Below are 21,305 nucleotides of genomic sequence, written 5' to 3'. Positions count from 1 at the left end.
TAGAAAAAGTCGCCAAGACAGCCTTCAGAGAAACGCAGAAAACCGGACGTAAATACCTACGCCCGGTTTCTCCCCTCAGTCTGCGTTATTCCATGATGTCCAGCTCCGTGAATATGGCTTCCCCGTGCTCGACAAAGAGTCCCAAGCCACCGGGTTCGTAATCGTAAGCTCTCGCGGCCAACGCCGTATCGTTAATATAGATAATTACAATATTTCCGCTTGTGATTACCTTAATTTCCGCCTCATGCTCACCTGCTAGCGGAACATACCTTTCTTCGACAAACAGCTGATCCCCGTCAAACTTGTTGGAGCGGTCAAAAATCACTCTGTTCCTTGAAGGCTCCAGCCGAACCTGGCACCATTTCTCCAGCCGCTGCCCGTCGATATGCAACATGAGCCCGCAAGCAAGGGTCTCCGGCGTCCAACTTAACTTCGCTCTAACCAGACAATCTTCGGTCATTCTTGCGACTTCTGTCCAGCCGAAACCGAAAGGTTCATGGCCGCGTATCCCGTTTTCAACCGTCCAAGTCCCGCGGCGAGCCACGGTTGCTTGAGGCAGCGCTTTACGGTACGAATCCTCCAAAGCTTGTACCGGCTTTACGCCGAGTGTGCCGTCCGGACGCTGTACCAATTCGTGGACCAAGGTGCTTCCCCCCCACTGGTACGGCTTCCGATCGTCCATACCGGCGCGGAAGGCCTGCCAGCCGACCAGATAGCGGTTTTTGCCGTCAGAGACCGTTTTCGCGGCATAAAAGCCCCGGCCGTCAAACATATCGTCGACCGCCGGCGTGATCCACGGCCCCTTCGGGCTTTGAGCCATCCGATAACGCGTCTCCCACCAGCGCGAATAATTGGAGAAGACCATGTACCACCAATCGCCCATCCGGAATATATCGTGGCATTCATGTGTGGCAAAGGTTCCCGGGGCGTAGATCGCCGTTCCCGCACGCCAGCTCGCCAAATCGGATGATTTCATTATATGGGTGCATCCGCCGCGGTTGTGATCCGCGTCCTTCTCGGTCGCGGTCACGGCCATCCAATATTCCTGCTCCTGATCGTTCCAGAACACCTGGGGATCTCTCCAATGCAACCCGCCGTAATGCTCCGTATCCGGCATCACATGAAACGAGGCATCCTTCTCCCAATGGATGAGATCGGTGCTTATGGCCCGCATCAGCACCTGTTCATGCTTGCCCGGCGTGTCCCGGTAGCTCTCGTTGAATCCGGTATAGTAGAAGTGAAACACTCCTTGGCGCTCCACGACGCTCCCCGTGCCGATATGCCAGTCCTGATCCTCCGGACTTCCGCAGGGGATCGCCATCCGCGGCTCTCCGTAATGAACGAAATCCTGTGTGAGGACTTCATAAACGCAGTACTTGTGCAAATAAAACAAATGAAAGATTCCCTGATGATAGAACGGCATAAAATCACCGCAAGTATCCGGTCCCGGCATATTCTCGCGCTCGGCCTCGTGCAAATAAAATCGGTGTCTACTTCCCTGTTTCATCTATAGTCGGCCTCCTTCTATTTGGCTTCAAAAGTGGCGTTGTACCATTCATTCACTTCTTTGGTGATCTGATCTCCGCCAAGCTTCTTCCAATTCTCTACGAACGTATCGAAGTCGGAGACCGGAGCGCTGCCGGTGATGATCTTGATGAACGTCTCCTCCTGCAACTTGTCCAGCGTGGCGCCCTTCTGGCTCATCGTCGCCGTCGGCAAGCCGAACCAGGCCGACCGTTCGAGCAATTGGTTGTCGCGGTAATAGCCGATCACCTTCCAGGAGCTATCGGGACCGAGGAATTTATAGTAGTTCCAGCCCAGCGGATCGGCTCCCTTATCCATCCCGTTGTCCATATAATTTTTGATCGTGTTGTAGTAACGGATCGCTTCCGGATGGATGTTTTCCACCTTCTCCTTGCCCTGCAGCACGTCGTTGATCTGCTTGAAGTACTTATTCGGTTTGTCCTCGGACGGATCGAGTCCGCCAAAGGCGTAAGCGGCGAAATTAATCCCGCTTTTCGGATCCACGCCAAACGTATTCAGCGTTTCCATGGTCGTTTTCGGATTGTTGATTTTGTCCTGGAACAGGTTGATGATTTTCAAGAGCGCTTCCGGATGCTTGACATCGGCACGTACGGCAAAATAACGCTCCATCGTCACGGTCGTAACGGGCTTGGCCGGCTGGCCGTCGGCCGAGACGATCGGCACGCAAATCCAATCGGCCCGCGGATTGTTCACGATGGCGTCCTTGGCGCTCATCCACGGCAATCCTTCTCGTCCATAGAACAGGCCGATCTTCCCCGCCGCGATATCTTCGCCGACCTTCTTCCAATCCTTGACGCCGAACTCCACGTCAATCAAATCCTCCGCAAACAGCTCTCTCAACTTCGCCAAAGCCTCTTTCATCCCCGGCTTGATGGCCCCGTACGAAATCACCCCGTCTTCGCCGCGAATCCAAGCCTTGCCGTAAGCATGATAGGCGGCAAAGAAGCCTTCAAAGCTGGCGGTCGAACTGACCAGGTCCTTCTGAAAACCGATGCCGAACGTGTCCTTGATCCCGTTGCCGTCAGGGTCTTCATTACGGAACGCTTTGGCGATCTTTACGACATCATCCAACGTTTTGGGGACCGGGAGCTTCAGCTTTTCGAGCCAGTCCTGGCGAATCCAGATCATATCCGCCGTCGCGTCGAAGCCGCCCGTCTGCGGAATCCCGTAAAGCTTGCCGTCCACGTAGGCGGTCTTCATTTGATTTCCGCCGTCCGCGTTTAAGGTGGCCTTCAACGTGTCCGAAGCGTATTTGTCAAAATACGGCGTTAAGTCGGCCAGCTTTCCCGCCTTGGCAAGCGTAAAGTAATCCTTTGCCGGAAGCGTCATAAGCTCGGGCAAATCATCGGAGGCTACCGCCATCGTCACCTTTTGCTGAAAGCCTTCCCCGGCTACCGCCCATTGATAATTGATTTTGATGCCTAGTTCGTTCTCGTAGGCCCGGGTCCAAACATTGTTATTCAGATCGTCGCCGGGAAGGTACCTCTCATCCCCGTACAGGTTCTTCATCGCGGACAGCTCGATGACCGGCTCGTACTTTACCAGCGGACCGTCGTTTGCCGGCGTCGAAACGGCCCCGGTATCAGGCTGCTCCGGCTGGCTCGATTTTGTCGCGCCTCCGCATGCCGTCATGGCAGCCATCGTCAGCACAAGCAGTATAATCAATGATCCTCTCAGCGCCATCGTTTTCCGTTTTTTCAAATTTCTCTCCCCCTTGATTAAACGTTGTTGTGACACGAATACCGACTTTTCTATCCTTTGACGCTCCCCAAGAGCATCCCCTTGACGAAAAATCTCTGCAAGAACGGGTAGACCAGCAAAATCGGCAGCGTGCATGCCAGAATCATCGCCGATCGCAGCGACCTGCCGGTGATTTCCAAAAGCTGCGGATTGTTCGCGAGCGCCGTCGACGAAAGCTGCGACAGATCCAGGTTCAGGACCATCGTTTGCAGAAAGGTCATCAGCGGATAACGGTCCGGCATGTTCATGAAAATCAGCCCGTCGAACCAGCTGTTCCAATGGCGAACGAGAATGAACAGTGTGATCGTTGCCAGTGAAGGCAGACTGAGCGGCAAATAGACCCTTACCATCGTAACCAGCCACCCGGCTCCGTCGATCAGAGCCGCCTCCTCCAACTCGCCGGGAATCGTCCGGAAGAAATTCAACATCAGCAGCACATTGAACATCACCACCGCTTCCGGCAAAATCAGCGCCCAAACGGAATTGACCAGATGAAGCTCGTTGACCACGAGGTACGTGGGAATCAGGCCTCCGTTGAACACCATGGTCACCATGAAAAACCAAACGTAGAACCCTCTCAGGCGAAACACCTTTTTGGACTTGGACAGAGGATAGGCGACCAGAATGGTCAGCACGAGTTCCATGCCCCAGCCCAGGAAGGTCCGTTCCACCGTGATCCACAGCGATTTGAAAAATTGCGGATTTGCAAAAATGTATTGAAACGAGCTGGTATTAAAGCCTTTTGGCCAAAGTCCGACCTGATTCGCCTCGACCACCGAGCGAGAGCTGAACGAGACCGCGATCAAATTCAGGATCGGCAGCAGGCAGATAAAGGCCATAAACGACAAGAGCAGAGCGTTAAAAACCACAAATACTTTTCTGGATGCGGAATTTTCCATAGCCGTAGCCCCCTTTCGTATAAGCGGCTAGAAAACCTTATATCCTGCCCATTTGTTGGCCAGCTTATAGCCGATCACGATCAACACGAAGGACACGACCGATTTGAAAAAGCCGACGGCGGTGGCAGGGCCGAACTGCACATCCACGATCCCGATGCGGTACACAAGGGTGTCGATAATATCTCCTGTGCTGTAGACCTGCGGACTGTACAAGTTGTAGACCTGGTCAAAGCCGGCCTGCAGCACATTACCGATACCGAGCACCATCAGCAGCAGCATGACCGGCGCCAGGGCAGGCAGTGTGACGTGAAGGGTCTGTTTCCATCTGCCCGCCCCGTCGATAATAGCGGCCTCGTATTGCGTCGGGTCGATCGTGGTGATCGATGCCAGGTAAATGATCGTCCCCCAACCGAATTCTTTCCAGACATCGGTGAAGACGAGCGTGTACGGAAAGGTTGCCGGGTCCCCGAGAAAAAAGATCGGCTTCATCCCCAGCCCGGTCAGCAGATTGTTGATGATGCCCGACGACGGAGACAAAATATCGATGAGCACGCCGGCCAGCGCCACCCACGACAGAAAATGCGGCAAATACAGCATCGTCTGTACCGACTGCTTGAACCACCGGTTACGGACTTCATTAAGCAGCAGGGCGAACACGACCGGCACGATCAGATTGCCGACGATTTTCATCACGGCGATAAACAAGGTGTTCCACAGCACGTTGAAAAATCCGGGCAAATTGAAAACGTATTCAAAATTATCCCAGCCTACCCACCTCTGGTCGGAAAGACCGAAAACCGGTTGGTAATCCATAAAGGCGATGGATAAACCCGCGATGGGAACATAACGGAAAATGAGGGTCAGGATGACCGCCGGCAAAAGCATGACATGGAACGGAAGCTCTGCCAGAAACCATTTTCTCTTCGGTTTGCCGGATACTGCGATTCTAATCTCCCCCTTTTTAAAGCGCTTACTTTGCGATCGCAATTTCATTATCCGGCTTTTCGCGTTCCATTCCCATGCTAATCTTTGGACTTTTATCTCCATCCCTTTACTTGTTTTGGCGCTCCCCCTTTAAGCGTGGCGATTCCTGTATTCCTGCGGCGTAACGCCTTCTAGTATTTTGAAGTTCCGGATAAAATAGTTGGTATTGTCATATCCGCATTTTTGGGAAATCTCGTAAATTTTCATTTTCGTGTGGGTCAGCAGCGACCGGGCCAGATCGATCCTGCAGCGGGTGATATAATCGTGAACCCCAATTCCCACCTCTCGCTTGAACATCCGCGAAAGATAACTGGGGTTGAAGCCTGTCGCCCGCCCGAGCGCGTTCAAGGAGAGATCCGCCGCCAAATGCTGGTTGATATATTCTTTGATCCGGCTTATGGTCGTCTCCGCATTGGCCCGCCGCTCCGTGTCCGCCGCTTCGCACAGCGCGCGGCCCAGCTTGTTCAGATACGAGGCCCGCTCCACCCAGCTCGGCATTTGCGTGGGCGTGTACAGCAGCGTCAAATCGATGTCCTCCGGCAACGCCGAGTACAGCCGGGTTTCGTTCAAATGGCCGAGCAGCGTTTTGCCGGCCGCAAGATAAAGCTCCATCGTGTGCAGCGGGTAGGCGTTGCGAAGCCGGGACAACACCCGGCACACCTCGTCCAGAAGACTCCGGAACGAATCCAGATTGCCGCTTTGCAGATGAGTCCTGAGCATTTCCACACGCGGCAGCAAACGTAAGACAACGGCGCACTCTTCGTCCTCCGAAGTGAACGACTCTCCGGGATATCTGTCTCCTTCCGTGGCGATTCCTTCCTGGCTGCACAGATCAAAGAGCGCCAGCGTTCTTTGAAGCGACCGGTAAACGCGGCCGATTTCCATCCAGCTTCCTGGTTGTTTCGCTAGCACAAAAGAAAGCTTGCATCCCGTGCGTTCCGCCAGAATCGCCTGAATATCCTCCAGGAGCGGCATCGGCACGGTAGGCGGGCCAAGTTCACTGTCCCGGCCGACCAAAAACCAGAGAATATCTTCCCGATGGCTTGTGCTGAGAATTTGCAGGGGTGAAGGTTGCAACTGGGCCTTGAGGATTTCCTCCACGGTCAATTGAACGAGCCCTTTCCTCGTGAAGGACAACTGCTCGGAGCAGTTTCGCCCGAGGAGAACCAACACGGGGTGGCCCGGCATAAATGAATCCCCCAACTCATTCATCGCCCGGAACATCGCGTCCGTGTCGGGCGAAGATTCGGCAAGCAGCGCCGACAGCATATGCTCCCTGAACACCGGAAGCATGGTGGCAAGGCGAGCTTGGGCCTCAACATACTGGCCCTCCAGTCCTTGCTCATAGGCGATCCGGTCCAGGGCCGCCATGACCGCCGCGATCACTTTGTCGTCTCCCTCGGTTTTCAGAATATAGTCGTAAGCGTCTTGCTTGATCGCCTTGTAGGCGTACTCGAAATAATCGTAACCGGTCAGAAAAATAATTTTGACGGCGGGGAGAATTTCGCGCATCCGTCCCGCCAATTCGAGCCCGGATATACCCGGGATGTGAATGTCAAGCAGAACCACATCCGGGCGAAAAGCCGTAAATAGAAAAAGTGCATCTTTCGAAGAATAAGCGGCCTCCACTGTCAGCCCGAGGTCCTCCCGCTCCCGAAACATCATCCGTAATCCGTCGGCAATGGTGGGCTCATCGTCCACGATCAGCAGTTTTTGACCCGAATTGTTCATGATTTCCCCTCGCTTTCTCCGTTCGGTATAACAATCTCGACACAAAGTCCGCCAAGCCGTGATTGCGATATGCTCAGTCCGGCACGTTCATCGAAATAAATTTGCATTCGTTTATGAATATTCCTTAATGCCGTGGTCTGTCCGGCCTTACTCCCCGGCTCGATCAAGGTTCGGATATGCTCTAACGCGCTCCTGTCGAGGTCTCCGCTGTTTTCGACTCGGATGACCAGTTCCTCGCCATGTTCCCGGAAGGAGACGCTTAAGATGCCGGCCGTGTCCGAAGACACTTTTTCAAACACGTACTGAAAGGCGTTTTCCAACAAGGGCTGGAGAATCAGACGGGGAACCGGTTTGTGGGTCCACCGGGCAGGCAGCTCGGAAAATTCGATGTTCACGCGATTTTTGAAGCGAAAACTTTGAATGGACGCGTAGTTCCGCGCGTGCGCCACCTCTTCCGCAAGCGTTTTTTCATCCTCGCCGTCGCGGGTAATGTACTCATAAAATTTACCGAGATGCTCGCAGAATACGACGCTGTTATCGTAATCTCTCATTTTGATCATGCGATAAAGAAGATAATAGCTGTTATACATGAAATGAGGATTGATCTGCGCCTGCAGGTGCTTCAACTGAGCATGGCTGATCAGAAGCTGCTGCTTTAAATCTTTTTCAATCAAGAAATCGATCTGGCCGACCATTTCATTAAAGCTGTCGTACAGCTTGGCAAAATACGTCTGTTCGTAGTGGAGTATCCTGTACTTGAAATTACCGGATCGCACTTGCTCGAAGGCATCCTCCAGCAGAAGCTTCAGCGGGTGGTAGACGCGGCGGTAGGAGTCGAGAAAGCCGGACAGTACGATGATCGCGATGATTGCGATAAATAACAGCAAAAGCGTAAGTCCGATTCCGATCAGAACCTGATTCGAGTTATCGACATACAGCCATAGAAGCCGGGTCCCGAGAACTTCGGACTCGCTTCGGATCACGTCGAATTTCTTGTCGGCGAGTTTCACGCGCTGCCCGGAAATCACCTCATCCATAGGCAAGGTGTAGCCCTCGTGCCCGCTGGCAACGATAAACGGCCGCTTGCCTCCGGTGAGCACGATCATATCCTCGTCGGTCAGCAGAGCGTTCTTTAACTGTTCTTCGATCGCCCGCTTGTCCAGTTCCACGATCAGGACGCAATCCAGAGACGGGTTGTCCTGCGCATTAGTAACCCCTTCTATAATGATTAAGCGATTATGGTAGGTCATCAGCGTGGAAGAGTTTGGAAATAAAACCTGCTCCATCTCCATCCAGGTGTTGGGTTCCATATCGTTAATTTCCTCGCCGCCGATCACTTTGCCGATAGATTTAAAGTAAATGGCCGCGTCCGATACCAAGCGGCTGCTGTTTTTCAACGATTTCATTTGATCCATCATCGAATGGATCATTTGATAGCGCAGGAAGTAAGGGCTGGATGAATAGAGATAGCGCAAATTATCCACACTTTCGTCCATCAAGACTCCGTACTGAATGCGTTTGATCGTTTCGATTTCGCTTTCGATATCGCGATGAACGAATTTTAGCCGTTCGACCTGTTTGTTATAAATGATCTCCGAATAATACCGCTGACTGCGCAAAAACAAGGCGACGCCGAAAATAATGGCGATGATCAGGATGGAAGCGATCACCAGAAGAAAACGTTTATAAAGCATGTTGAAAACGAGATTGTTTTTTTTGTGCGGTTTGCTTTTCATAGAAGACAATCCCTCCCTTGATGTCGCTTGGTTTACCGTGTCTGTCGTCGCCGAGAGCCGATGCTATTTGGGACTTTTGGAGTGAGAAATGGCGCTTGAACGCCAATTAGGAAGCGCTATCATAAATAAGTGAAACGTTTCTACTTTTGAGTAAAACTTCCGGTCGAAACGCCGGTCGATGCTGACCATCGGAATTTCCGGGCCGACGCTATTCTCAATATCGTTATAAGTAATTCCCACAATCCCCGCCACCTTGTTCTGCCGGAGCATATCCAGGTAGTACAGCTCCTTCTCCGGTTTGCCCCCGCTGTTGCAGAGCATCAGCTTGAATCCGCTTTGATCGAGCTCATCCTCGATATAGTAAGCTAATTCGGAAAAAAACGGATGCCAAATACTGGGCAGCAGCAGCGCAACCATCTTGGACTTCTGCATTTTAAAATTCCGGGCTACTTCATTAGGCACATAGTTCATCTGCCGGATGACCTCTTCCACCTTCCGGCGCGTTTCCAATTTGACCGGTCCCGAGTTGTTGATCACCCGGGAGACCGTTCCTACAGCCACACCGGCTATTTGCGCGATATCCTTGATACTCGTCATAAAACTCCCCCGTTATTACCTTCTCTGAACATCAGCATAACATTGGAATGGAAACGTTTCAATATATAGGATAGCCGGATTAAAGTCTGTCTATAAAACGAAGAGCAGGAGATCTCCATGATCTCCTGCTCTCAGGTTTAAGTTTAAATTTTCTTTTAAGCCAACGCCTCGTTTTCATAGATCCGATACATCGTCATGTTTTCTTCATCCATGGACCTGGCAAGTCGGTAAGCCTCTTTCAATGGTTTCAGGTTTTGGCACATCTCGTAAAAAAGACGCAGCATAAACATCAGAGCCGCATTGCCCTCCGGGTAATCGTCCGGTCCGATGTAAATCCGGCAGCCGCCGTCCAGAAAAGCCCGGGCCAAAGCCGGGTCCCCCAGCGTGCATCCGTTGCCGAACACGGTTTTCCCTTCAAGCTTCGCATACCGCCGAATCTCGTCCGGGCCAAAATCGCCCCTGGGCTCCCCGTCTTCGTAAACGTCCTCGCCCAGTTCGGGCATGATCATTTTGCCTTCGTCCCCGTGGAAATGAAGCACGATCAGATCGGTACCCGGATAAAGGTCCTCCCCGTTCAAGACGGAAATCAAGTCATCAGGCCGGCCGATCCAATACGTAAATACTCTTACGCCGAATAACTCCAAGGCAGCACGCATGGCCTGCATCTCCATATCATTATCGGGGCCGCATACCAAAGCCACATTCATTAAGGGTTTGCTCATTTCCCATTCCTCCACATTTTGGATTTGTTGCGTCGAGTCCTCATACAACCAATCGAATCATGGAGGCGCCCGGGCCCTAGATCCAACCGCAACCGCTAGGCGTTAATGTTTGAACTTCATGGGTAAATCCTCCCTGTATCGTCGTCCTTCTTTTAAAACCAACACCTCAATCCCTTCTAGAAAAGTCTATGATAATTAACGGGAATAGAGATTGCCACCACCATTTTACCCAATTATTCCCTGGGGGACAAGCTGCCTGCCCTTTTGTTTTGACCGTTTAATCTAATCAAATAATATGAAGGGAAGAACAACGATGAGGGGTCGACCGTAAGAAAATTTCTTTGGAAAACGGATGACCATTGCCGGCTGTACTCATGCCTTGGGCCTCAAGAGCCCACTCAATCCGTCGAGCCTTTTTCCATAAAATCCTCCATCCATATAACCAAAAAGGCTGCCCGGAAGGCAGCCTAGGTTTTATTTACTCACCGAGAGAATAAACTTCTCCAGGGATCCGGTATCGGTAATACTCTGGTTACACCCTTGGTTGTCCATACATACGTAGTGACCAACGGCGGAGATATTATCCGGTGAAGCATGGGGGGACTTGGTTCGGACCGAGAAGAAGGCAAGCTCATGCTGTCGGTTGCAGAACAGGCAATACCCCTTCTTGTTGATCGGTGTAATTCTCCCCTCCACGCCGATGAACCGGTCTTCAAACGGATAAACGATAAATAACCGGCTCGTGGCGATATCCACCCAACTCAGATAGGTCACATACCGGAAGTCGACGGAGTTTAAATCCGGTACTTTCAGCTTTTTATTTTTAGGGAATAGCTTCTGAATCTGTTTCAGCGTAATGGGCGGATACGGTTCCAGATAAGGTTCCAACTCGTTAAGATATCGCTGGAATTCGAAGGCCGTCTCGAAGGTCGATATCTGTTCAAGCCTCTTCTTCTGTTCCTCGGACAAATAGGGAAATGCTTCAACAATATTCGCCGCGGCCCGATATCTTACCGTTTCCAGAACACGCCGATCCGCAACCGTCCGCAACGTATTCTGAAGAAATTCCGCTTGTTTCTTAATGATGTTAAATTGGTGGTTTCTAATAAATGGTGTACTCATAGCTTTCAGCCCCTTATTTGATATGAACGTAATTCTCAATAAGGTGCAAAGCCTGTTATTAGAAACGATAAAATGAAGAGTTTGGGCGATCGAATTCATCCTATCGCACCTCACGCAAAGTATCGCCCCAGATCAGGCTTTGCATGAGGACTTCCTAGCAAATGAGCAATCCAGCATTGCCATCTCCACAACCCCCTATCACAGATCATGCGCAAAAGTATAGCACCAATCTCCAGTTAGCGCAATTCATAGCGTTCTCCCTGCCCCCATACTGCACGGTGGACCGGTTGGAGCACGAATCGGCAAACACGCTACCCTGCCGGAGCGTCTTGGGGAACCCGAGCATCACGGCGAATAAAAAAGCCCCCTTACAAAAGGGGGGCCGGATTATGCCGCTACGTCTGGAGATTTCTTTTTACTAAGAACACCCATGAATCCTGCAACTACGAACAGAACCCCGGATAGTATGTAGAACATCGAAATGCTTATAAAACCGCCAACACCACTTACCAACATAAACCAACCGGCCAGTTTAGGTTTGGACTTCGAGAGAGACGCCCCCACAATACCCAAGATGCTTAATAAGAGTGCAGCGATACCCAATCCTGTAACACTGGACGATCCACTGACCGATAAAGCCGACCCGAGGCCTCCGACAAACATTGCGATAAGGGACGCAATAATACCGAAAATTCCCGCAATTAATCCCATTGCAAACATACTTGTTTTCCCTCCTACATTTTATAGTTCAAATATACCAGATGTCATTCCGCACGACTACCTATTTTCCTATTTTTTCGAAAATAACCGGTTCGTAGCGATATCCACCCCAATTTTTCCCGATATCACGCCAGATTGGTGCCCATCGGATGCCCGGGAGATTCACAGCCCACTCCGCTCAGCCTCTAAACTTCTCGGGGAGGAACGAATCGTTGGCCGCTTGCTTCGGGACGACAAAAGAGACGATCGTGCCCTGTCCGGGCGCCCCCTGCACTTGCAAGCCTTTCCCGAACAGCTGCTTTAAACGCCGGTCGGTATTGGCCAGGCCGACCCCCGTTTTTTTGCCGAAGTCATCCACCGGGGACAGAACCCGCCGCAGCGTGTCGGGGTCGATCCCGACTCCGTCGTCTTCAACAGAAATTTCCGTGCAATCCTCCCTGTCGATAACCCGAATCCGGACGGTGCCTCCCCGGCTGCGACGAAGCAGGCCATGACGGACCGCATTCTCCGCTAAAGGCTGGATGGACAACGGCGGAACCAGCAACTCGAGACGGTCGTCCACCTCCCACTCCACCTGAAGGCGGTCTCCGAAGCGCTCTTTCTCAATGTACAAATAAGCTCGTACCAAATCCAGCTCCTTCCGCAGGGGCACCAACCGTTCCAGGTTCGCGAAGTCAAAGCTGGCCCGCAGGTAATCTCCGAACGCCAGCAGTAAGCGCTGCATGCGGTCGGGATCAATTTCGACGAGCGCGGCAACGGAATTCAGCGTATTAAACAGAAAATGCGGCTGAATTTGAGCCTGCAGCCACGCCGCTTCCAAACGCGATTGTTCGCGCGCGGCTCTGGCGACGTCCGTGAGCGCCTTCACCCGAGCTTTCAACTCATGGACGTCGACGGGTTTGACCAGGTAATCGTTGGCCCCTGCTCGAAAACCCGCCTCTATATCTTCTGTCCGGTGCCGGGCCGTGAGCAGCAGGATCGGCAATTCGGAGTGCGAGAAAAGAGTCCGGACGTTCCGGGCTACTTCATAGCCGGACATGCCCGGCATCATGACGTCCACGACAAGCAAATCCCAGGCACTCGAATTCATAATCGACAGGGCCTCGGAACCTCTGGTGGCCGTCCTGAGCTCATATTGATCCGGGGCGAGCGCGTTGGTCAGGACGCGCAGGTTCACCGCGTCATCGTCGACGGCGAGAATGCGGGGCCGGTCTCCGCGTACCGGGTTTTCCGAAGCGGCAGCGATATCCGCCTCGACGCGGGAAATCCCTGCCTGCGCTTCTAACGGGGGTTGTGCGATGGCCTCATTTTCCGCCGTTTCGGCTTCGTCTGGCTTAGCTATGGGCAACGTAAACCGAAAGACCGAGCCTGCGTTCGGCGTCGAACTGACCGTCAGCTCGCCCCCATGAAGCCCCACCAGTTGCTTGGTGATCGCAAGGCCCAGACCAAACCCCGACGCGTTCGTTGCCGTCCGCTCCCCGCCTTGTTCGTAAGGCTGGAATATCCGGCTCAAGGAGGCTTCGTCCATCCCGATCCCGGTATCCGTAATGCGGACAACGACCGTATCCCCAACGGTTTCCGCTTCGATCGCGACTCGCCCTTCATTCGTAAACTTGACCGCGTTATGCAGAAGGTTGAAGAGAATTTGCAGCAGCCGGTTCTCATCCGCAAGCACTGGCGGCAACGAAATCGGAATATGGTTCTCAAGGCGGATCGCCTTCCCTTCCGTCATAAACCGGACCATATCGAGCGCCCCCGTCACCTGCGCTTGAAGGCGCAGCGGCTCCGGATTCAGCCGAATGCGGTTCTCCCGCAGCCGGGTCAAGTCGATCAGGTCGTTGAGCAGAAAAGACATCCGTTTGCCCACCGAAACCAGCAGTTTCAGACGATCGCGATTGACTTCCACATCCGATCCGCCGCCGCTGTCGAGCACGGTCTGGGCCATGTTCAACATGCCGTGCAGCGGATTTCTCAGCTCGTGCGAGGTTTGGACCAGGAACTCGTCCTTGCGTTTGTCGGCTTCCTGCAACTGCTCCGCCAGTCTCGCGCTCTCCTCGGCATTGCGGAAATACTGCTTAAACCAGTACGACGCAAAGGCGATAAACAAAGCCAGAAAATCAAGTGGGTAAAAGCCCATATCGAGAAAGAACGAATAACTTAGGAGGCCCCAGATCAGATTCGAGGCGACGGCTACCATGCCGAGCAACAAATAAATCGCATCCGGGACACCTCTCCGTACCGCCAGATAAAGGAAAACCGGAGCTGCTCCGAAAGGAATCAGCATCAGCACCGTATGCAATCCGTCCGCATAGGTAATCAACCTGACCGGCAGCGCCAAAATAAACAACCCGAAAACGCCGCAGGCGATCAAGTGCCACCGGGAGAAACGGAGGATCCGGAACTCCGGGAGCAGCCCTTTTATAAATTGCAGCAGCAGCGCGGCCGCCCCCAGGTACGAAAGGTAGTAAACTTTATGGGCCGATTCATAATCAACCGCGAACCAGGCAGACAAAATTTGGTCCTGGTCGACGGAGAGAGCGGCCGCCCCGCATAGCGCCAGCAGGGAGAAAATCAGGAGCGTCTTTTGTCGGGCGCCGATGAAATAAAGAATGAGGGCGTACAGGGCATGCATGAGCATCAGCAAAAACATCGCCGCCTGCGACCCTGCGGAGAGCCAATAGACCCGTTCCATCACTTTCTCCGTCCCGAACATGACGGGCTCCGTCAGACCGCCCATGACGCGGTTGTCATAATTGGCGACGTGCAGCGCGATATCCAGCACATCGCGGTCGGCCGCGAACGTGACGGAATAGGGCACAATGCCGGCTTTATAGGACGAAGGAAGATCCGCCGGATGGCCGGAGCTTCCCAGCAACCGTCCGTTCACGTACAAAGCCGAAGAGGCCGAAAGCCTCGGCACGCGAACCGTTAAACTCGGCAAGCCTTCGCCTTCGGTCGGCAGTAAAATACGCAGACGGTATGTTCCGTATCCGAAGGTGGAACGGCGCGGCGGCGAAAAATCCCGCTGCCAGCTCCCGGGAATCGCCACCGTTTTGACGGCGCCGCCTTTGGGCTCAATAGAACCTCCCGAATCGGGCCCGAGCCACTGCGAAGGATAGAATTGCCATTGTCCCTCCAGCGAAAGAACCGGCTTGGAAGAGAAGGTCCATTGGCGCAAGTCCAACAGCCCCTCTTCGGCTTCAACCCGTGTCGTAGTCGTTTGTACATTCATCCATACGAGACGAACCACCGTCAGCACAAGCAGGAACAAGCCGACGATAGCCGCAATTTTTCTTTTTCTCATCATAGATAGGCAGATTCGACAGTTACCCTCGAAACTCCTTCATTTTTTGGTTATGGTGCAATCGTCGTATCATCCGTTAAGAATCGTTTGAAACAGCTATCCGCAAGTCTTAGGCAACAAGGCCCGAAACAGTCGGCGGATCGACAAAATTTTGCATAGACCTCTTGACGGCATAGTCTTTCGGACTTATTCTAAAGCTAGATTTATAGATTCAGATGTTTCGGCCATTCGACTCATTTAGTTCTCTATCTTCATATTGATAAAGGCAAATCCATCGAAAGATGGGGACGCAAAGCTATAGGGGCTACCACGGGGAACCGTTATGCCAGCCAGTTGCCGATATGGAAGCCAAACGCAATTTCGCGGAATTTCGTTACTTCCTGATTCGGTCAGAACGCATTGCTTGCGATGCTGTTTAGGGAGGAACCGGGATGAAGCGTATTTTGTATTTGGCGATTGCCCTCATTTTTTCTATGAATCTAGCGGCTATTCCCGCGTATGCGGAAGACAGCAGCAGAAGTCTGGTTAGCGACATTGTCGTGCTGCCTCAAGGTGACTACAGCAAGAACGAAGCCGACATAATGATGAGCCGTCTATCCGCGATTCCCGCTTCCCTGCTAATAGGCCTGCAAGACAACGGCGTCAAAATCAAACTGGTGAACGGCAAAATTACGGATGAGCCGGAGTTTGCGGAGTACAAAGGCGTTACTCCCAGAGGATGGGAGAACACCGGGTTAACCTGGGACGATGTGCCTGGAGTAAGTTCCAATGTGGTCATCGTTAGAATCGGTTACAGCAACAAAGGCAACGGCCATAATGGACAAAATCTGGAGCTGCACGAAACCTTCCATGCGATTGACAGAATCGTTTTGAACAACGTCAGTTCGTCGCCCGAATTTGTCGAGATTTGGAAGAAAGAAGCAGGCAACGATTACGGCGGCGATGGCTACGTTTCGGTTTACTCGACTGAATATTTCGCGGAAACCGCAACCTTGTACTTTTACAGCGACAAAACCCGGCAACAGTTGAAAGAAGACATGCCTTTGACTTACGCATTTTTGGACAAGCTGTTCGCCAATAAATAGATTAATAACAGAAGGCACCCTTTCGGTCATGAAAGGGTGCCTGTTCGCTCATTAAGGATAAATCCGGTTAGGTTTTATTTCTTTCCAAACCTCGGCAGCGGATTGTTCCCTGGTGTATTCATGATGGTTCGTCGCTTCCATAATTTCGTAGTAATACCAGGTTCCGTAAATATTGTCCGGCCATTTTTTGGCATCCTTATGAATGCCGTTGTTTTCAACTTTTCTGTTCAGTACACTGTTGATGAACTTGGCGGCTTCAGCCCGGGTAATGAATTGATCCGGTTTGAACGTTCCGTCCGCATAGCCTTTAATCCAGCCTTTGTTGGCTGCGGAAACGATATATTTCTCCGCCCAGTGCCCCGTGATGTCCGTGAACTTATCGTTTCGCCGCTCGTCCAGTTTGTCAAAACGGGAAGCGATCGCCGCAAACTCGGCTCGGGTAATATGTTGCTCCGGCTTAAAGGTTCCGTCCGGATATCCCGTAATGACGCCGGCATTCTCCATGGTGGAAATATGCTTATTGGACCAACGTCCGGCTTCCACGTCGGATAGTACAGTGCCGGTTTTCAAGAAGGCGGAACGGCTCTCATCATTCAGCAACCGATAGAAAATCGCCGCGACTTCTTCCCGGGTAATGTTGTTCAGCGGCTTAACCGTGCCGTCCGGGTATCCGTTAATGTAGTCGTAGTGGTTTTCCGTTTCAAGCTTCGGCGGAACGGCTGGCAGCGGCGGCAATGCCGGCAGCGGAGTTATGCCCGAAGAGCTTGAGGAACGTGAAGAGCCCGATGAACTTGAGCCACCCGAGTTGGACTTATTTCTAGTGTAGTAGAAAATGTACTCTTGGCCTTCTTGATCCTTAAAAGTGTAGGTACCGGTTGATTTCACCGGAGTGTAGCCGGATACCGATAGGGCCGTCAGCGTCTTCGTCTCCCCCGGTTTCCCCGTAATAACGGTCGGGCTTGCCACCTGCTCCGTCGTGCCGTTCAGCAAATACTTGACGGTGAGCTGCCGGTCGGCCGGAGCCTTTTTCGTGTAATAAAACACATAGCTTTGATTCGGATCACTGCCTAAAATGTAAACGCTGCTCGCAACTTCCGGTGTATACCCCTCTATTTGCTTGGCGGTGAGCTTGATCTCGGATGCAATCCTGCCTTTGATGATGTCTTGCCCGGCAAGCTCGGCGCCCGTTTCTTTATCGCGATAGGAAACGGTGAGCTGTACTAGATCGACCGGTTCGCCTTTCAAATAGTAGATGGTAAATTCCTGTTCCGGATCCGGCGTAATTTCGAAGGCGTACTCGGGTTGTTCCGGGTAATAAACGGCATCGGTCACCGTTATCGGCTCGGGATACAGCACCAGAGTTTTCCCGGCAATGCCTGTCGTGGCCGTTGGGGCCTTAATTTCCTCATTTGTCTCCCTGTCGACATGATGAATCAGAACGAAACGTTCCGGGCCGGATTCGTCCAGGGTATACCGGAACTCAAATTGCTGCACCTGTTCTTCGGTAAAAGTGTACGAAGTTTCATAGGTATGCGGCTTGTACACCGCCCCCGTAACGGTATCCGTATAATCGGCGGCGGCAAGCGTGATAGCTTCACCGACTTTACCCGTGCGTTCGGTCGGAGCCAGCAGATCTTTGCCCGTAAGCTGATCCACATATCTGACGGTCAAAATTCTGTTGTCATCCGGTTTGTTTGCTGTATAGTAGAAGATGTACTCGTTACCTTCGGGCAGAATCGTATACTCATAAGACTCGTGTTCCGGGGTGTAGCCCGGAATCTCCACGGCCTTCAGGGTAACGGTTTTGCCCGTAAGTCCCATTATCGTTTGCGCTTCGCTCAGTTCTTTCCCCGATTCCTTATCAACGAACTTCACGATGACGCTTTGATCGTTCGCCGTATAGTAAAACACATGTGCCGGATTTTCCACGTCGAACGTGTAGCTGCGGCTTGCTTCGACCGGGGTGTAGCCCGGAATGCTCAAAGCCTTCAACTCGACTGTTTCCCCGGTCACACCGGATACTGTGGTCGATTTGGCAAGTTCTTTTTCCGTGTCCAGCTCGAGGTACCGCACCTCCACATTTTGCTCCCCGGCAGTGTAATAGAAGGTGTACTCGTTGGCTTCGGCTTTCACCGTATATTCGACCGTATCGTTTTCCGGGGTGTAGCCCGGAACGTCAGCGGCCTCAAGGGTTATCTTTTGCCCGATAACGCCCTTTACGGTTTGCGCCGGAGCAATTTCCTTTTGCGAAACTTTGTCCATAAACTTGACATTGACGGTTTGTTCCGCCACTTCCGCATAACCAAACCAGATCGTTGGCGTCGGATGGATTGCGGAAAGTTTAACGCTTACAGGGCTGTCGCCCGCTTTAAGCTGGTAACCCGCAATCTCTTTGGCCGTTACGGAGTACTCCGCTCCGCCAACAGGCAAAGCCTCATTCCCGTTTTGATCTTTGTAATACTCGCTGTAAAGGGCTTCCGCGAATTCCGGCCCCGTCACTTGAACGCCTTCGGCATTGACGGGTTTGCCGTCCGCATTGACTTTGTAGCCCTTGATGAGAATGGAACCGTTGCCGATGCTTACCTTCGGCACCTCAAAATCCTTCGAAGTTTTCCGGTGGTTTACGTCCTTATATTCCAAGGTCGTCTTCCCGTTCGTCGGATAGAGGACATCAGAAACCGGGTTTTTGGATGGGTCCATGACCACTTTGTAAATAAATGTGGCGGGCTCGCCCTCGGCGATATTGCCGACGTCCCAAGTAAAGGTCTCGGACGCGGCGTTCCAGGTGACCGTCCCCTGCGATACGGAATAATCTTGCGGGCCGACTTGCGCGCCCTGCTGCTTGAGATTGAACATCTCTCCCATAGGGTCGACCACCTTGGCTTCTTGAGCCGCGTAAGCGATTTTTCCGGCCAATTCGCCGAAAATTTTGCTCAAATCCTCATTGCTGGCGGAATAGTAGCCTTCGCTCTTCACATTCTTCAGTACTTTTTCCGCTGTGCTGTTGTTGGAGACGTCCAGCCCGACCGAGAAAATTTTGAACCCCGCTTCTTTGGCGAATTTCGCCTCGGAGAAAGTGCCGATGCCGTTGTCTTCAACTTCGTATTTGTATTCGCCGAAAAGTCCGCCGACCCAATTCATTCCGTAGGAATCGAATTTGAGATTATAGCTGTTGCCAGTGCCGACAACACTGCCATAATCGAACGAGGCGATCGCGAACTTATGATGGCTGTCCGGCCAGTTGTAATCGATACCATGAGTTCCTTTGTAACTGAAGGTTGGCTCCCCGTCGCTCAGCAGGACAATAAATTTTTGATCGGCATGAGATGAATTGCCGGCCAATAGATCCCGGGCCCGTTTCAGTCCGGCCTGGATGTTCGTCCCCCCGTTGGTACTGATTTTTTTGATGGCATTCTTCAAGGTGTCTTTTTGGCCGGGACTTTTAAAGTCGGACACAAGCTCGGGGGTTTGGCTAAAAGCAACAACGGCAATTCGCGTGTCCGCTCCCTCCAGCAGCAAATGGTCCACGAACTGGCTTGCCGCTTCTTTGGCTTTATCCATCTTCTTATGCTTGTTGATGGTATCGTCCATACTGTCGGACTTGTCAATCACCAGCACCACGTCGGAGCTTGTTCTGACGTTTTTCCCCTCAGCCTTGAGCGTAATTTCCCACTCCCCCGGCTTCCCCGTTGGTGTGGCGGTTTTGCTGAGCTGAATCGCTCCGGGGCTTGGCCAGACGGGATCGCCTGAGCTCGAACTCTCGCCGAATACGGACATCGGACTAACGAAAAGAGAAAATAGGCATAGCCAGGATACTGCAATTTTTAACCCGCGTTTCATAGGTTCCTCCTCATTTTTTCATGGAATTCCTCCCTTTCAAGCACTATTCTTCTACCCTCCTTACTGCTTGGGTATGTTTATATCTCACGGAAAAAATCCGCTGAGAACACAGGTAAAAACAAAAAACCGGCTGCATCAAACAACGAAAAATCCATTGCTGTGCAGCCGGACGATCATTAATCCGCTTACGGATTGGCAGACTCCAAGGCTTTGCGACCTAATCTTTCGATTAGTGTGCCGAATATGTAGTTTTCGATCAGTAAATTAATACCAATTCGCTAATGACAAATTCAATATATTTCAAAAAAATTCCCCTGTCAACTTGTAAAAATGAGAAAAATCTCATAGTTGATAAAAATACCTATAAAGTGGTAGACCACAAAACAAAGTTCAACAAAAGGCGGCAAATAGCGTCAGGATTAGAAAAAGTCCCCTGTGGCTATGGCGGACTGTGCCCCTCCCCGTACCCCGGAAGAGGTATTCATGATTTTGAAGAAAAAAAAGAGCCCGCCACGCACGCGGACCCTTTGATCAAGCTAAATAGTGTTCTCTTGTCACTCTCGCATAATGCTTTCCGCAATCGCGACGAGTTCTTCTTTCGTCAGAGGGCTATTTTTATAGACGGAAATCCGGTACTCCAGCTGGGTTGCGTTATCCTCCCCTGCATTTATTGGGAGCTGATCCGGATCACGGAAATACGTTGCCGACATCCACAATTGTAGATATAAAGCTCCAGCGTCGGAATTTACAAGTAACGGGAAAACCTCCCGTTAATGTACCACTCCTGGCTCTTCGTTCGGATTTAGCTGGAAAAGCTCCATCTATTTCGCGGCCCTATTGCCGATACACACCATTTCAGGCGAAATAACGGGAGGTTTTCCAGTTAATTCGCCTCTGCAGCCGCATACGCACCAAATTAACGGGAAGAATTCCCTTTAATTCGAAACAAAGAACCCTTTACCCCGCTGTATTGTGCCCCATCAGACAGCGTAGTAGGAGAAAATAAGACTCCGCTGCTTCAACTATGATTTGGAGTGAGGTGCTCGATAATTAAGTAGTCTCACGCCCACAGACATCCAAATCCGTATTAAGCCCACGGCTAGGTTATCAAGGTGCCTAGCGCACTTCCAGCTCCAACTCCAAAAGATGCAAATCTGCAGGTATTACTAGCGATTTTAGAGGAACGGGCCTATTTCGTCGGAAATTCCTGCAGAATTGCAGGAATTCTATGTTAATCAAGGTTGTCTAACGGGTTACTGGTATGCAAATCAATAGTTCAA

General features: G+C 51.9%; 12 protein-coding genes, 1 pseudogene and 2 riboswitches. Of the genes and pseudogenes, 1 reads left to right on the top strand and 12 read right to left on the bottom strand.

The window, feature by feature from the left end; genetic code table 11:
* Positions 1 to 85: 85 nt before the first annotated feature.
* From V4U84_RS11175 to V4U84_RS11125, 11 genes and pseudogenes are all read right to left on the bottom strand, one after another.
* Positions 86 to 1,507 carry a glycoside hydrolase family protein gene (locus V4U84_RS11175; RefSeq protein ID WP_334077193.1) on the bottom strand — a complete coding sequence of 474 codons (1,422 nt, stop codon included), beginning with the start codon at positions 1,505 to 1,507 and terminating at the stop codon, positions 86 to 88.
* 17 nt (positions 1,508 to 1,524) lie between these two features.
* Positions 1,525 to 3,246, bottom strand: a complete 1,722-nt coding sequence (locus V4U84_RS11170; protein ID WP_334077192.1) for an extracellular solute-binding protein — start codon at positions 3,244 to 3,246, stop codon at positions 1,525 to 1,527.
* A 50-nt stretch (positions 3,247 to 3,296) separates the two neighbouring features.
* The gene (locus tag V4U84_RS11165; RefSeq protein WP_334077191.1) at positions 3,297 to 4,184 is read right to left on the bottom strand and encodes a carbohydrate ABC transporter permease; all 888 of its coding nucleotides are present in this window, start codon (positions 4,182 to 4,184) and stop codon (positions 3,297 to 3,299) included.
* A gap of 27 nt (positions 4,185 to 4,211) precedes the next feature.
* A complete protein-coding gene (locus V4U84_RS11160) occupies positions 4,212 to 5,177 on the bottom strand; it encodes an ABC transporter permease (RefSeq protein ID WP_148452324.1) in 966 nt (321 codons plus the stop codon).
* An 81-nt stretch (positions 5,178 to 5,258) separates the two neighbouring features.
* Positions 5,259 to 6,899 carry a response regulator transcription factor gene (locus tag V4U84_RS11155; RefSeq protein WP_334077190.1) on the bottom strand — a complete coding sequence of 547 codons (1,641 nt, stop codon included), beginning with the start codon at positions 6,897 to 6,899 and terminating at the stop codon, positions 5,259 to 5,261.
* Complete coding sequence (locus V4U84_RS11150) at positions 6,896 to 8,635, bottom strand: sensor histidine kinase (protein ID WP_334077189.1); 1,740 nt, start codon at positions 8,633 to 8,635, stop codon at positions 6,896 to 6,898. The genes V4U84_RS11155 and V4U84_RS11150 overlap by 4 nt, the downstream gene beginning before the upstream one ends.
* Positions 8,636 to 8,791: 156 nt before the next feature.
* Positions 8,792 to 9,232, bottom strand: a pseudogene (locus tag V4U84_RS11145) (LacI family DNA-binding transcriptional regulator); the annotation flags it as partial.
* 155 nt (positions 9,233 to 9,387) lie between these two features.
* Positions 9,388 to 9,954, bottom strand: coding sequence for a delta-aminolevulinic acid dehydratase (locus V4U84_RS11140; RefSeq protein ID WP_334077188.1), 567 nt, complete (start codon positions 9,952 to 9,954; stop codon positions 9,388 to 9,390).
* Positions 9,955 to 10,428: 474 nt separating this feature from the next.
* A complete protein-coding gene (locus V4U84_RS11135) occupies positions 10,429 to 11,076 on the bottom strand; it encodes a FusB/FusC family EF-G-binding protein (RefSeq protein ID WP_334071308.1) in 648 nt (215 codons plus the stop codon).
* Between the two features lie 387 nt (positions 11,077 to 11,463).
* Entirely contained in the window at positions 11,464 to 11,796 is a 333-nt protein-coding gene (locus V4U84_RS11130) for a DUF4064 domain-containing protein (RefSeq protein ID WP_334071309.1), read from the bottom strand.
* 178 nt (positions 11,797 to 11,974) lie between these two features.
* On the bottom strand, positions 11,975 to 15,103 hold the full coding sequence (locus V4U84_RS11125) for a hybrid sensor histidine kinase/response regulator (protein ID WP_334077187.1): 3,129 nt from the start codon (positions 15,101 to 15,103) through the stop codon (positions 11,975 to 11,977).
* Between the two features lie 251 nt (positions 15,104 to 15,354).
* Positions 15,355 to 15,441: riboswitch (cyclic di-GMP riboswitch) on the top strand.
* A gap of 90 nt (positions 15,442 to 15,531) precedes the next feature.
* Here V4U84_RS11125 and V4U84_RS11120 point away from each other — a divergent pair.
* On the top strand, positions 15,532 to 16,185 hold the full coding sequence (locus V4U84_RS11120; RefSeq protein WP_334077186.1) for an anthrax toxin lethal factor-related metalloendopeptidase: 654 nt from the start codon (positions 15,532 to 15,534) through the stop codon (positions 16,183 to 16,185).
* 51 nt (positions 16,186 to 16,236) lie between these two features.
* Here V4U84_RS11120 and V4U84_RS11115 read toward each other — a convergent pair whose 3' ends face one another.
* Positions 16,237 to 20,025 (bottom strand): S-layer homology domain-containing protein, encoded by a 3,789-nt coding sequence (locus V4U84_RS11115; protein ID WP_334071312.1) that lies wholly within the window; start codon positions 20,023 to 20,025, stop codon positions 16,237 to 16,239.
* A 157-nt stretch (positions 20,026 to 20,182) separates the two neighbouring features.
* A riboswitch (cyclic di-GMP riboswitch) is annotated at positions 20,183 to 20,274 on the bottom strand.
* Between the last annotated feature and the right edge of the window lie 1,031 nt (positions 20,275 to 21,305).

The sequence above is a fragment of the Paenibacillus sanfengchensis genome, assembly GCF_036864765.1.
GTDB lineage: Bacteria > Bacillota > Bacilli > Paenibacillales > Paenibacillaceae > Fontibacillus > Fontibacillus sanfengchensis.
This window is presented reverse-complemented; position numbering and strand designations above follow the sequence as displayed.